Below are 14,274 nucleotides of genomic sequence, written 5' to 3' on the forward strand. Positions count from 1 at the left end.
CGGGCCTGTTGGTTTCAATCGGCCGTTCGCCAGCCGTTCGATATCAGCGCTTCCACGGTTTCTGGGTGTCGGTTGAACGCCCTTTCAACGGACTCCTGAACGACGTCATAAAGCGGCCTGATCATTGGTCTGAGGTTTTCCACCACCTTGCTTGAGCTCAGCAGCGATGGGACGCGCGTGCCGCGATGGTCGATCGAGCTGCCGACGCACCGTATGTCGAAGCCGATGCGCTCGAAATGGCTCGCAAGTCGCGGCTCGGTCAGGACAAACACATGCTCAACTCCCAACCTTCGCGCCACGGCTGCCGCAGCAAGATAGAGGCTCACCGGGATGAACGGAAAGCGGGGCATGGGTTGGTCGACGGCAAAATTGGTGTCTGAGATGGACGTCATGGCAACGTTCTGTTCGCCCCTGCGTTGCCGAAATGCGCCGACTACCGCAAGCCGGGAAACTTCGCCTATCTCGCCCCGGGGCATGGCTCGGGGATCGACAAGTTCGCGGTTTATTGCATCGATGCAGCTCTCTTCAAAGGGAAGCGCCTCCCTTCCTTTGGCAAGGATGAGGCGCGTGCATCCCACCGGCTCGTTGGTACCCTGCTGCCTGAGCAGGCAATGGACAGAGTGCGAGTCGGCGGCATCAGTCTCAAGCCCGTCTGGGCGTACCGGCTCCCAGCCAAGGTCACGACAATAGACGTCATGTCTAATGCGGTAGACCAACTCGCGCTCCTCGACAGTCAGTGCGGGCGCGATAGTGAAGTAGTTCTGGAAGGCGCTGGCCAAGTCTCTTGTGCTCTTCGGCTCATTCATCGTCTAGCCCTTGCATATCGTTGCATGGTAGCCCGGACTCTACCCGCCTGCTCCGAGCGTTGCCGGACTCGCTGATCGACTGCCCGACGTTGGCATCGGGTGTGCGTCGTAGATCACGCGCGCGACGATCGGGGCGCCCCCTCGAGCGAGTAGTTTGGGCAGGGTGCGGCATATGGCATCATCAAACGTTTATTTTTCCTGCCGCGCCGCGTTGGGCTAAAGCATTTTGCGGCGATGATTTCGGCAACTTACATGGGAGGCGCTGCCTTGAATAACTGGTCACCTTCGCGAACCTTGTCGCCGCGCAGCACCCGCGCAGCGGGAGTGGCGGCAGTCGGGCAGTTCTGGCTGGCTGCCTTGTTGCAGATGGCGGTGCTTGGCTTGATGAGCGGCTGCTCAAGCTTCGGTACTACGCATCCACCGGCGCCGGTTTCGGCTGCCTCGGAGGACTACAGCTACATCATCGGCGCGGGCGACAACCTCAGCATCCAGGTCTGGCGCAATCCCGAGCTGTCGATGGCTGTGCCTGTGCGGCCCGACGGCAAGATCGCCGCGCCTTTGGTTGATGAAATCCTTGTTCAGGGCAAAACATCGGTGCAAGTCGCGCGCGATGTGGAAAAGCAGCTCAGCAAATACGTGCGTGATCCGGTCGTGACCGTCATCGTCACAAGCTTCGTTGGCCCTTACAGCGAGCAGATTCGCGTCGTCGGAGAGGCCGCGAGGCCTCAGTTCTTGCCGTTCAAGCAGAAGATGAGTTTGCTTGACGTGATGATTGCCGTGGGCGGCCTGACGGATTTCGCCGCAGGCAACAGCGCCACCATTTTGCGCACCGCGGAGGGCAACAAGCAGTATTCGGTCCGCTTGAAGGATTTGATCAAGCGCGGGGACGTGTCTGCCAACGTCGAGATGCGGCCTGGCGATATCCTCATCATTCCCCAGAGCCTTTTCTGAATCGCGCGTGACGCGTGAGCGTCGAGTTCGCCTGTCGTCGCTAAAGCAATAACCGAGACTGTTTCGATGGAATTGCTGATTGCTCAGCTGCTGGTCATCGTCCGGCGCATGTGGAAATACCGCTGGGTCGGGCTCGTCGTGGCCTGGGTGGCCGGCGTGGTGGGTGCCGTGGTGGTATTCGTGCTGCCGGACCGTTATGAGGCGAGCGCGCGCATCTATGTGGACACGCAGTCCATTTTGAAGCCTTTGATGGCGGGCTTGGCGGTGCAACCCAATGTTGATCAGCAGGTGTCCATGCTGAGTCGGACGCTGATCAGTCGTCCCAACGTGGAGAAGCTGGTGCGCATGGCTGACTTGGACCTCAAGAGTCAGTCCAAGGCTCAACAGGAAGCCACGATCGAAACGGTGACCACCAGCCTGTCCATCCAGAGCAGCGGCCGCGACAACCTTTACATCCTGGGTTATCGCGACAGCGATCCGGAGACGGCCAAGCGCGTGGTGCAGTCATTGGTCTCAATCTTCGTGGAGTCGAGTCTGGGCGCGACCCGCAAGGACACATCTACGGCAACGACCTTCATCAATGAGCAGATCAAGAACTACGAGGCCAAGCTCGAAGAGGCCGAAACTCGGCTCAAGGAATTCCGGCTGAAGAACATCTCCTTGGCAGGCGAGGGCAAGGACTCGGCCGGCCACATCTCCGAGGTTGGTGCTCAGCTCGAGCGGGCCCGGCTGGAGTATCGCGAAGCCATCAATGCGCGCGACGCGGCCAAGGCACAGTTGGAAGCCGAGAAGACGCGCGGCGGTGCACAGACAACGGCCCAGAGCCTGATGCAGGAGGCCAACGCCAACGTCAGCACACCTGAACTGGACGCCCGCCTAGCCGAATACCGCCGAAACCTCGACAGCCTTCTGCAGCGTTTTACCGATCAGCATCCCGACATCATCTCGACACGCAAGCTCATCAAGGATCTCGAGGAGCAGCGCAAGCGTGAAATCGCCGAGTTGCGCAAGGCCGCCATGAACGTGCCGACGGTGGCGGCGGCGCAGAGCACGGGCAGTCCGGCCTCTCAGGAGTTGGTGCGTATCGTTGCGACGACCGAAGTGCAGGTGGCGTCGCTTCGCGCCCGGGTGGATGAATACTCCAGCCGTTATGCCAACGCCCTGGCGGCATTGAAAACCGCGCCGCAGATCGAGGCTGAGCAGGCGCAATTGAATCGCGACTACGCGATCCACAAGAAGAACTACGAAGACCTCGTGCAACGGCGCGAACAGGCCTCGATCTCAGGCGAGTTGGACGTGGCCTCTGGCGTGGCGGACTTCCGCGTGATCGACCCTCCGCGTGCCAATCCAAAGCCGGTCGCACCGAATCGCCTGCTATTGCTGGCCGGCGCGATGGCAGCGGCGCTGGGTGTCGGCGTGTTCACAACCTTTGCGGCCAGCCAGTTGCGCCCGGTCTTCCATGACGCCAATGATTTGCGTGCCCGCGTCGAGTTGCCCATCCTGGGCGTCGTGACCCGGCTTGTTCCCGATGCCGACCGTGCGCGTCTGCGCGTCGATCTGATCCGCTTCTCCGCAGGGGCAGGGGGGCTGCTGGTGATGTTTGCCGTTGCCTTGACGGTCTTGGCCGTGCAATTGAGTCGGCAGGTGGTTTGACATGACGAGCTTGATCGAACAGGCCGCCCAGCGGCTAGAGCAATTGCGACAGGCCGGCGTCGTGCTACCTGGAGATGAGCAGGCCACGCCCGCTGCACCGCCGCCCTCGGCGGTCGCGGCACCCGCTGCTGTTGCAACAACCGAGGCGCAACTCTCATCACCGCCGGTCGGTATTTCGGTGGTTGACGAGGGACATCACCCCTCGTCCAAGCGCGTTGAACTCGATGTGGTGGCGCTCGCGGCCCAGGGCTTCCTGATGCCGCATACACCGCGCTCGCAGACCGGCGACCAATACCGCGTCATCAAGCGGCCGCTGATCAAGAACGCCATGGGCAAGGGCGCGGCGACGATCAACCATGCCAATCTGCTGATGGTGACCAGTGCGCTCGCAGGAGAGGGCAAGAGCTTCACGTCGATCAATTTGGCGCTTAGCATCGCCGCAGAGCTGGACAACACCGTCATGCTGGTTGACGCCGACGTGGCACGCCCCTCGGTGCTGCGCATGCTTGGCCTGCCGCAGGGCCCGGGCCTCCTGGACGTGCTGGAGGAGCGGGTCGACATGTCCGAGGTGCTGCTGCGCACCAACGTCGAGAAGCTGACCATCCTGCCGAGCGGTACGCCCCATGCGCGCGCGACCGAACTGCTGGCCAGCGATGCGATGAGCCACATGCTGGACAACATGGCCAAGCGGTATCCGGACCGGATCATCATCTTCGACTCGCCACCGCTGTTGTTGACGACCGAATCGCGCGTACTCGCGTCGCACATGGGTCAGATCATCATCGTGGTCCATGCTGAGAAGACACCGCAGAGCGCGGTGCAGCAGGCCCTGGCCGCCATCGAGAACTGCCCGGTGAAGATGATGCTGCTCAACCAGGCCAGCCCCAACGCTGCCGGCGGTTATGGCTATGGCTACGGATACGGCTACGGATACGGCTACGGCTACGGATATGGCAGCAATGACTCGGCGCAGAGCTGAGCCCCGCTACCTCGCATTTGCACTCGCCGCCTTGGCGGCGCTCGCACAGGCCCAGCAGGACGGAGGACGTGCAACTGGCGGCGGGCTGGCCGTGGTGTCGCGCCTGAGCGTGATGCAGACCTGGACTGACAATCTGTCGCTGGATGATCAGAACAAGGATGCGGCGCTGATCACGATGGTGTCGCCCGGCGTGACCATCTCCAGCAATAGTGGCCGACTGCGGGGCAGTCTGGACTATTCGCTGAACGGCATCGCGTATTTCAAGTCCGCTCAGGCATCGCAGGTGCAAAACGCGCTGACGGCCAACGCACAGGCCGAACTGATCGAGCGAAGCTTGTTCGTCGACATGCGAGCCAGCATCGGTCAGCAAAGCGCTTCCGCGTTTGGCCTGCAAAGCACGCCCACCGCCGGTCCGCAGGGCTCGATATCCAGCCTTGCCAATGTCAACCAGCACGAGACCGCGATGCTGTCCATCGCGCCCTCGCTGCGCGGCATGGTGGGAGGGCTGGCGACCTACGATCTGCGTGGCGACTTCACGCGAACCGATGTGCGCGGCAGCAGCCTGGGTGACAGTCGCGGCAGCGGTGGTTCGCTGCGCATCAATCAGGCGAACGCCGGTCTGCTGGGCTGGTGGTTGCAAGCCAGCACCCAGCAGATCAAATCTGTTTCGGCGCCGGCCAACCGCTACAGCTCTTTGCGGGCCGGCCTGAACTATCGGCCCGATCCTGATTGGGTCTTCACGGTGAGTGCCGGCAGGGAGCGCTCGAACTATCTCGGCAACAGTGCGAGCAACGGTGCGACCAGCGGTGCCACGGCGGAATGGACGCCGACGATGCGGACACGCATCATGGCCGACTGGCAGCACCATGCCTACGGCGACAGCCACGCGCTGTCCTTCGAGCACCGCATGGCCCGCTCGGTCTGGCGCTACTCCGATACGCAGAACACGGTGCTTGGCAACACCGGCGCGGCGGGTGGAGTGCGTAGCAACTACGACCTGTTCTTCCTGTTGTTCGAGTTGCAGGAGCCAGACCGGGTCAAGCGCGACGTCCTCGTGCGGGCCTATCTGCAGTCGCAAGGCCTGTCGCCCGACGCCATATTGGCCGGTGGTTTCCTGTCGACCGGCCCCAGCCGGTTGCGCAGCCAGCAGTTGGGCGTGACGCTTCAAGGCCTGCGCAGCAGCCTTTCGGCGCAGCTCCTGCGCTCGGTCTCCAGCCGCCTGGGCGACAACCAGAACCAGGGCGACCTCGCCAGTAGTTCCCAAGTCGAGCAGCGCTCCTTTTCGCTGTCCGCCAGCTACCAGCTGACGCCGTCTTCGGGCCTTTCCCTGGTCATATCACGTCAGGAGACGCAGGGAGACGCGGCCAGCCAATCGACGCATCTGAGCAGCCTGTTTGCCAACTGGAATGCACGTCTGGGCTCGAGGTTGAGCGCACAACTCGGTGCGCGCCGCAGCCGCTTCGAAGGTGTCACGTCGTACACCGAGAATGCGGTCTACGCCAGCCTGACCCAACAGTTCTGACATGAAACGCTCCTGGTTCCACTGACATGTACGAAGCCTTCTACGGCCTGAGCAGCAAGCCGTTCCAGCTCAGCCCGGATCCGAACTTCTACTTCGGCAGCAAACAGCATCGCCGTGCCAAGGCGTACCTGGACTACGGCGTGCTGCGCAACGATGGTTTCATCGTCATCACCGGCGAGATCGGCGCCGGCAAGACGACGCTGCTGCGTGGCCTGCTGGACAGCCTCAACCGCAGCAATGTCGTCATCGGCAATGTCGTGACGACCCAGCTCGATGCCGAGGACACGTTGCGCATGGTCGGCGCGGCCTTTGGTGTGCGCGTCAAGGACGCACCCAAGTCCGAACTGCTGATGACGTTGGAGGCTTTCTTCGTCAATCAGGTCACCCAGGGCAAGCGCTGTCTGCTCATCGTCGACGAAGCGCAGAACCTGACCGCTCGCGCGGTGGAGGAACTGCGGATGCTGTCCAACTTCCAGTTCGCCAACCAGTCGCTGCTGCAGACCTTCCTGGTCGGCCAGCCCGAGTTCCGCAGCATCCTGCAGAAGCCCGAGATGGAGCAGTTCCGCCAGCGCGTCGCCGCCACCTGCCACATCGGCCCGCTGGACGAGGACGAGACCCAGCGCTACATGGAGCACCGCCTGAAGTGCGCGGGCTCGACCGGCAAGCCGACCTTCGATCACGAGGCTTTTCCGGCCATCCACAAGGCCAGCAATGGCATCCCGCGCCGCATCAATCGGCTCTGCGACCGCCTGCTGCTGCTGGGCTTCATGCAGGGCCGCAGCCACCTGACACTGGCTGACGTGAAGGACGTGCTCAAGGACATCGCCGAGGAGAGCGAGATCCCGCGCAACAGCGACGTCAGCCCGCTGGACAGCACGCCCGCAAGGCTGTCGGACAGCCGGCCCGCTGCGCTGGACAGTGCGCCTGGCTCACTGGACATCTCGCGCCTGAAGTTGAGCGCGGCCGACGTCAATGGCCTGTCCTCCGAGATCGCCGCGCTCAATGCCGACCACCATACCGACCGCCTGCAGCGGCTGGAGCGCAGCATGATGCGTCTGGAGCGCATCAACCTGCAGACGCTGGCCCTGCTGCAGAAGCTGGTCGACGCCGTCAAGCAGCATTGAATCGAGTGAGATTGCCATGCTGATGCCCACCAAGACCCCCGCCCTGCGCAATGCCATGAGCATCGACGTGGAGGACTACTTCCAGGTCTCTGCTTTTGCGCCTTACATCCGTCGGGAAGACTGGAACGGCCTGGAATGCCGCGTCGAGCGCAACATCGACAGCATCCTGGCGCTGCTGGCCGACAAGCAGGTCAGGGCCACCTTCTTCACGCTGGGCTGGATCGCCGAGCGCTACCCGCAGCTCGTCAAATCAATCGTTGCCGGTGGCCACGAACTGGCCAGCCATGGCTATGGCCACGAGCGCGCCAGTGACCTCAGTCCAACCGCCTTTCAGGAAGACGTTGCCAGCGCCAAGAAGCTGCTGGAAGACCTCGGCGGCGTGCCCGTCGTGGGTTACCGCGCGCCGAGCTTCTCCATCGGCAAGGGCAACCTCTGGGCCTTCGACGTGCTGCGGGACGCCGGCTACCGGTACTCCAGCAGCGTCTATCCCATCGCCCACGATCACTACGGCATGCCCGACTCGCCGCGCTTCGCCTACCCGGTGCGTGAGGGCCTGCTGGAAGTCCCGGTGACGACGCTGCGCCTCGGCTCGCGCAACCTGCCCAGCAGCGGCGGTGGCTACTTTCGGCTGCTGCCTTATGCGCTGTCGCGCTGGATGATCCGCCGCGTCAACGAGGTAGACGGCGAGCCGGCGGTCTTCTACTTCCACCCGTGGGAGATCGACCCGGAACAACCCCGCGTGGCCGGCATCGACGCCAAGACGCGCTTCCGTCACTACGTCAACATCCCGCGCACTCACGGCCGCATCGCGCGCCTGCTGGAAGACTTCCGCTGGGGCCGGATGGACGAGATCTTTCTCGGCCGTCAGGCCAGCCCGCGCGCTGCGGCGCCCTCGCTGAGCCCCGCCTGAATGAGTTCATCTCTCCGCATTGCGCGGCTGGCCGCGCAAGACCAAGCCTTGTCCGCGCGCTGGGATGCCTTTGTTCTCGCCCATCCCCAAGCCACGTTCTTCCACCGCAGCGGCTGGCTGCGCGTCATCGAGCGATGCTTCGGCCACAAGGGCTTCTTCCTCTACGCCGAGCGTGATGGCGTCATCGAGGGCGTGCTGCCGCTGGCCGAGGTCAAGAGCCGTCTTTTCGGCCACTCGGTCGCCAGCCTGCCGTTCGCCGTCTATGGTGGTGTCGCTGCGCTGAACGACGAGGCGGCGACCGCCCTTGAAGCCGAGGCCGAGAAGATCGCCAGGGGGCAGGGCGCCGAACACCTCGAATACCGCAACCTCGGCCCCACCCGCCACGCCGACTGGCCGCGGCAAGACCTCTACGTCACCTTCCGCAAGGAGATCCTGGCGGACGAAGAAGCCAACATGCTGGCCATCCCGCGCAAACAGCGGGCCATGGTGCGCAAGGGCATCAAGAACGAGTTGAAGGCCGACATCGACGCCAACGTCGACCGCTTCTTCGACCTCTACGCCGACAACGTGCACCGCCACGGTACGCCGGCCATGCCGAAGAAGTACTTCCAGGCGTTGCTGGATGAATTCGGCGCGGACACCGAGGTGCTGACCGTCACGGCCTCCGACGGCAAGCCACTGTCCACCGTGCTGAGCTTCTACTTCCGCGATGAGGTGCTGCCCTATTACGCCGGCGACGACGAGGCGGCCCGCGACCTCGCCGCGAACGATTTCAAGTATTGGGAGCTGATGCGCCGTGCTTGCGCGCGCGGCCTCAAGGTCTTCGACTACGGTCGCAGCAAGCAGGGCACCGGCCCCTATGCCTTCAAGAAGAACTGGGGCTTCGAGCCGCAGCCGCTGAGCTACGAATACCGTCTCTTCAAGCGCGACGCGATTCCCCAGAACAACCCGAACAACCCGAAGTACCAGCTGATGATCAAGGCCTGGCGCAAGCTGCCCATCGGCGTTGCGAACTGGCTTGGGCCTTTCATCGTCAAGAACCTCGGCTGAGGCGGGTCAGTTGAAGATCCTCTACCTCGTCCATCGCCTGCCTTACCCGCCCAACAAGGGCGACAAGGTGCGCTCCTACCACCTGCTCAGGCATCTGGCGGCGCGGCACGAGGTTCATCTGGGTACCTTCGTCGACGACCCAGACGACGAACAGCACCTGCCGCGTGTGCGCGAGCTCTGCACCAGCCTGCACGCAGCCCGCCTGAACCCGCGCACCGCCAAGCTGCTGAGCCTGCGCGGCCTGCTGAGCGGCGAGGCGCTGAGCCTGCCCTACTACCGCGATACCGGCCTCCAGTCCTGGGTGAACGAGACGGCCGCGCGGGTCGGCTTCGATGCCGTCGTTGTCTTCAGCGGCGTGATGGCGCAGTACACGGGCGGCCTGCAGAACGTGAAGACGCTGGTGGATTTCGTCGACGTGGACTCGGCGAAATGGCGCGACTACGCGCCCGAGCATGCCTGGCCCATGTCGTGGCTGTACCGGCGCGAGTTCAACAAGCTGCTGAGCTTCGAGCAGCGCGTCGCGCGAGAGGCGCAGTGCAGCTTCTTCGTGACAGAGAACGAGGTGGCGCTGTTCCGCGAACTCAGCCCCGGCCCTGCCTTCAATCTCGCCGCCCTGGGCAACGGTGTGGACGCCGAATTCTTCGTGCCCGACCCGGCCCGCGGCAGCCCGTTCGCGGCCGGCGAACTGCCGCTGGTCTTCACCGGCGCGATGGACTACTGGCCCAATGTGGATGCGGTGGCCTGGTTCGTGGCCGACATGCTGCCGGCGCTGCGCAAGCGCTTTCCGGCGCTGCGTTTCCACATCGTCGGCCGCAGTCCATCGCCGGCCGTGCTCGCGCTGGCGGGCGAGGCTGTCAACGTGACCGGCACGGTGCCGGATGTGCGGCCCTATCTGCAACACGCGGCCGCCGTCGTCGCGCCGCTGCGGCTGGCGCGCGGCATCCAGAACAAGGTACTGGAAGCCATGGCCATGGCCCGGCCGGTCGTCGCCGCGGGCAGCTGCGTGCGCGCCATCACGCCCGATGCCCAGCCCGGTCTGCAGCCTGCCGATGACGTTGCGGCCTATCAGGCGCGCCTCGGTGCACTGCTGGCAGACCGCGCTGCGGCCGACGCTGCCGGCCGCAGCGCGCGCGAGTTTGTTGTCGGCGCGTACAGCTGGGATGCTCACCTGAGCGCCCTTGATCATCATCTGGAGACGGCATGCTGAACCTGCCCCCGCCCTGGCGGTTGCCGCTGCTCGGCCTGGCCCTGGCCTGGGCGCTGCTCGCTGCGCTGTACTACGACACCGGCGCGGCCATGGTGGTCATCTGGAACCGCTCGGAGACCTTCGCCCATGCCTGGGTGGTGCCGCCCATCTCGGCCTGGCTGGTCTGGCGGCTGCGGGCCGACCTCGCGGTCGTGGCGCCGCGCCCCGCGCTGCGCTGGCTGTGGCTGATGCCGCTGCTGGGGCTGCTGTGGCTGCTGGGCGACCTGGCGGCGGCCAATTCGGCAACGCAGTTCGCGCTGGTGGGCATGTTTGTCCTCCTGGTGCCGGCCTTGCTGGGCACCGAAGTCGCACGCCGCATTGCCTTCCCGCTCGGCTTCCTGTTCTTCGCGGTGCCGTTTGGCGACTTCATGACGCCGTGGCTGATCGACCGCACGGCGGACTTCACTGTCGTCGCGCTGCGTGCCACCGGTATCCCGGTGTTCCGTGAGGGCACGCAGTTCATCATCCCGACGGGTTCCTGGTCGGTCGTGCAGGCCTGCAGCGGCATCCGCTACCTGATGGCATCGCTCATGGTCGGCACGCTGTTCGCGTATCTGAACTACCGCTCCTATCGCAAGCGATGGGCCTTCGTTGGCGTCGCGATCATCACGCCGCTGATAGCCAATTGGCTGCGGGCCTACATGATCGTCATGCTGGGCCATCTGTCAGGCAACACGCTCGCGGTCGGGGTGGACCACATCATCTACGGCTGGGTCTTCTTCGGCATCATCATGCTGGCCATGTTCATGATCGGTGCACGCTGGTCCGAGCCCGACGCAGAACTCGAAGCGGCACCCGGCGGCGTGTCGCAGCAGAGCGCGTCGACCATGCGCTGGTCAGGCGCGCTGCTCGTCACCACGCTGGTGCTGGTCGTGCCAATGCTGCTGCGCTCCCAGGCCCAGCATTCAGGCGCCCACGGCGAGCCGCAACTGACGGCGCCGGTGCTACCGGGTTGGACGTGGCAGGACGAACCTATGGCCAGCTGGCGACCGCACTTCGAGAACCCTGCGGCTGTGCTGCATGGCCGCTACAAGCCCGAGGCTGGCGGCCCAGCGATCGGCGTCTACGTCGGCTACTACCGTGCCCAGCGCTATGGCAGCCAGCTCGTCACCTCTATCAACCAGCTCGTCGACGAAGAGACCGACAAGGCTTGGTCGCCGACGGCGTTCGGCCAGATCCAGCTACACACCCCGGCCGGCGCGCTGCCCTGGCGCACCGCCGACCTGCGTGGCCGGGCTCTGAGCCTCGGCGGCGGCGAAGAGGCGCCGCGGCTGCGCGTCTGGCAGATCTACTGGATCAACGGGCGGCCTTTCATCAGCGATTGGCAGGCCAAGCTCTACGGAGCCGGGCTGAACCTGCTGGGGCGGGGCGACGATGCGGCCGTCGTGCTGGTCTACGTCGACAAGGCCCAGGCGGACGACGCACAGCTGAAGGCGTTCCTGAGCCGGAACTGGTCCACGCTGGACACCGCTTTGCGCGCTGTCCGCGACCGTGACGCCGGACGCAAGCAGTGACAATCACGCGCCCTCAAGAAAACCACAGCAACGAGAACCTATCCATGAACACGCTCGCAGTCATCGGCCTCGGTTACGTGGGCCTGCCCCTGGTGGTGGAGTTCGGCAAGCAAGTCCGCACCATCGGCTTTGACATCGCCAAGAACAAGGTCGAGGCCTGCCAGCGCGGCACCGATCCGAGCCGGGAGCTGACGGACGAGGAAGTGCAGGCTGCCAAATATGCCGTCTACACCGATGACCCGGCGCTGCTGGCCGAGGCCGACGTCATCATCGTCGCTGTGCCCACGCCGGTCGACGAGGCCCACATCCCCGACTTCCGCCCGCTGATCGGCTCCTCCATCAGCGTCGGCCGCAACATGAAGCAGGGCGCCATCGTCGTCTACGAGAGCACCGTCTATCCGGGTGCGACCGAGGAGGTCTGCATCCCCGTGCTGGAGCGTGAGTCGGGCCTGAAGTGGAAGCAAGATTTCTTCGTCGGCTACAGCCCCGAGCGCATCAACCCGGGCGACAAGGAACACACGCTCACCAAGATCCTGAAGATCGTTTCCGGCGACACCCCCGAGACGCTCGCCAAGGTCGCCCAGGTCTACGAAATGATCGTCGAGCCGGGCGTGCACCGCGCCTCCAGCATCAAGGCCGCGGAGGCCGCCAAGGTCATCGAGAACACCCAGCGCGACCTCAACATCGCGCTGATGAACGAGCTGTCCATCATCTTCGACAAGCTCGGCATCGACACCTCCGAGGTGCTCGAAGCCGCCGGCACGAAGTGGAACTTCCTGAAGTTCAAGCCGGGCCTGGTCGGCGGCCACTGCATCGGCGTCGACCCCTACTACCTGACCCACAAGGCCGACATGCTCGGCTATCACCCGCAGGTCATCCTGGCGGGTCGCCGCATCAACGACGGCATGGGCAAGTTCATTGCTGAGCAGACCATCAAGCAGATGATCGCCAGCGGCAGCCCGGTCAAGGGCGCGCGCATCAACGTACTCGGCCTGACCTTCAAGGAGAACTGCGGCGACCTGCGCAACTCCAAGGTCATCGACATCATCAACGAGCTGAAGACCTACGGCGTCGAGATCTTCGTGACCGACGCCCAGGCCGAGGCCGATGAGGCCATGCACGAGTACGGCGTGCGCCTGATGCCTTTTGACGACCTGCCGCAGGCGGATGCCATCGTGGCCGCCGTGTCGCACCGCGAGTACGCCGAGCTCAGCGCCGCCGATATCGGCAAAAAGCTCGTCAAGGGCGGCGCCTTCATCGACGTGAAGGCGGCCTTCGATGCCAAGGCGCTTGTCGACGCGGGCTTCCGCCTCTGGCGTCTCTGATCTCGTGAGCAGCGACGCGCGGCCGCTGGTCGTCCACCTGCTGCACCGCTTCGACACCGGCGGGCTGGAGAACGGCGTCGTCAACCTCATCAACCACCTGCCCGCCTTCCGGCACGCAGTGGTGGCGGTGACCGAGATCACCGCGTTCAAGGAGCGGGTGCAGGCACCGGGCACGCAATTCATCGCCTTGAACAAGCCGCCGGGGCAGGGCTTGTGGCTGTATCCGCGCGTCTACCGCCTGCTGCGGGAACTGCGCCCGGCCGTCTTGCACACCCGCAACCTCGGCGCGATGGAGTTCCAGTGGCCCGCCTGGGCGGCCGCCGTGCCGCTGCGCGTGCACAGCGAGCATGGCTGGGATACCAACGACCTCGGCGGCGTCAGCCGCAGCAACCAGCGCCTCCGCCGTGTCTACGGCGCGGGCACGCACCGCTTCGTTGCGCTGTCCAAGGCCATCGAGACTTATCTGACCGGCCCGGTGGGCTTTGCGCAGTCGCGCGTGCAGCGCATCTGCAACGGCGTGGACACCCAGCGTTTCGCGCCGGACACAACGGTGCCGCAGACCTGGCCTTATCGCCGTGGCGAGCATCTCGTCATCGGCGCCGTCGGCCGCATGCAGGCGGTGAAAGACCCGCTCAACCTCGTCGAGGCGTTCCTGCGGCTGCGTGAACTCTGTCCTGTCGACTGGCCGCGGCTGCGCCTCGTCATGCTGGGCGGTGGCCCGTTGCTGGAAGCGGCGCGTGAGCGCCTGGCCGCAGCCAGCGCGCTTGAGCAGGCCTGGCTCCCCGGGGACCGCAGCGACGTGGCCGAGTTGCTGCCGCAGTTCGACGTCTTCGCGCTGCCCTCGCAAGCGGAGGGCATCAGCAACACGCTGCTCGAGGCCATGGCCTGCGGCTGCGCGCCGGTGGCGACGGACGTCGGCGGCAACCCTGAGCTGGTGGAGGAGGGCGTCAATGGCCTGCTCACGCCGGCCCAGGACAGCGCAGCGCTTGGGGCTGCGCTGGCTCGCCTCGTCTGCGAGCCCGCCCTGCGCGAACGGCTGGCCGAGGCCTCGCTGGCGCGGGCGCGGGCCGAGTTCAGCCTGGACGGCATGGTCGACGCTTACGCCCGGCTTTATGCCGGTCACCTCCCCCGGACAGGGGGATAGACGTGCGCGAGATCACGCGCGGAGGCGCGTCAGCCGGGCGCCGTCGCCAA

12 protein-coding genes are annotated in these 14,274 nt (G+C 64.9%); 11 read left to right on the forward strand and 1 reads right to left on the reverse strand.

The window, feature by feature from the left end; all coding sequences use genetic code 11:
• Positions 1-14: 14 nt before the first annotated feature.
• Positions 15-806: a PEP-CTERM/exosortase system-associated acyltransferase gene (locus tag AC0IZJ_RS00730; RefSeq protein WP_471845625.1), complete on the reverse strand. Its 792-nt coding sequence runs from the start codon at positions 804-806 to the stop codon at positions 15-17.
• A 366-nt stretch (positions 807-1,172) separates the two neighbouring features.
• Here AC0IZJ_RS00730 and AC0IZJ_RS00735 point away from each other — a divergent pair, with 366 nt between their 5' ends.
• The 11 genes from AC0IZJ_RS00735 (at position 1,173) to AC0IZJ_RS00785 (ending at position 14,224) form a co-directional block, all read left to right on the forward strand.
• On the forward strand, positions 1,173-1,757 hold the full coding sequence (locus tag AC0IZJ_RS00735; protein WP_471847119.1) for an XrtA/PEP-CTERM system exopolysaccharide export protein: 585 nt from the start codon (positions 1,173-1,175) through the stop codon (positions 1,755-1,757).
• A gap of 66 nt (positions 1,758-1,823) precedes the next feature.
• A complete protein-coding gene (locus AC0IZJ_RS00740) occupies positions 1,824-3,410 on the forward strand; it encodes an XrtA system polysaccharide chain length determinant (protein WP_471845627.1) in 1,587 nt (528 codons plus the stop codon).
• Between the two features lies 1 nt (position 3,411).
• Positions 3,412-4,389, forward strand: a complete 978-nt coding sequence (locus tag AC0IZJ_RS00745) for an XrtA-associated tyrosine autokinase (protein WP_471845629.1) — start codon at positions 3,412-3,414, stop codon at positions 4,387-4,389.
• Entirely contained in the window at positions 4,319-5,911 is a 1,593-nt protein-coding gene (locus AC0IZJ_RS00750) for a TIGR03016 family PEP-CTERM system-associated outer membrane protein (RefSeq protein ID WP_471845631.1), read from the forward strand. Before AC0IZJ_RS00745 ends, AC0IZJ_RS00750 begins: the two co-directional genes overlap by 71 nt.
• 26 nt (positions 5,912-5,937) lie before the next feature.
• Positions 5,938-7,035 (forward strand): XrtA/PEP-CTERM system-associated ATPase, encoded by a 1,098-nt coding sequence (locus AC0IZJ_RS00755; protein WP_471845633.1) that lies wholly within the window; start codon positions 5,938-5,940, stop codon positions 7,033-7,035.
• Between the two features lie 16 nt (positions 7,036-7,051).
• Positions 7,052-7,945, forward strand: a complete 894-nt coding sequence (locus tag AC0IZJ_RS00760; RefSeq protein ID WP_471845635.1) for an XrtA system polysaccharide deacetylase — start codon at positions 7,052-7,054, stop codon at positions 7,943-7,945.
• Positions 7,946-8,995, forward strand: coding sequence for a FemAB family XrtA/PEP-CTERM system-associated protein (locus tag AC0IZJ_RS00765; protein WP_471845637.1), 1,050 nt, complete (start codon positions 7,946-7,948; stop codon positions 8,993-8,995).
• Positions 8,996-9,005: 10 nt separating this feature from the next.
• A complete protein-coding gene (locus tag AC0IZJ_RS00770; protein WP_471845639.1) occupies positions 9,006-10,202 on the forward strand; it encodes a TIGR03087 family PEP-CTERM/XrtA system glycosyltransferase in 1,197 nt (398 codons plus the stop codon).
• Positions 10,196-11,755 carry an exosortase A gene (gene xrtA, locus AC0IZJ_RS00775; RefSeq protein ID WP_471845641.1) on the forward strand — a complete coding sequence of 520 codons (1,560 nt, stop codon included), beginning with the start codon at positions 10,196-10,198 and terminating at the stop codon, positions 11,753-11,755. The genes AC0IZJ_RS00770 and xrtA overlap by 7 nt, the downstream gene beginning before the upstream one ends.
• A 44-nt stretch (positions 11,756-11,799) precedes the next feature.
• Entirely contained in the window at positions 11,800-13,080 is a 1,281-nt protein-coding gene (locus AC0IZJ_RS00780; protein WP_471845643.1) for a nucleotide sugar dehydrogenase, read from the forward strand.
• Positions 13,081-13,084: 4 nt separating this feature from the next.
• Positions 13,085-14,224, forward strand: a complete 1,140-nt coding sequence (locus AC0IZJ_RS00785; RefSeq protein ID WP_471845645.1) for a TIGR03088 family PEP-CTERM/XrtA system glycosyltransferase — start codon at positions 13,085-13,087, stop codon at positions 14,222-14,224.
• Positions 14,225-14,274: the final 50 nt, after the last annotated feature.

Source organism: Roseateles sp. AC306 (genome assembly GCF_979253795.1).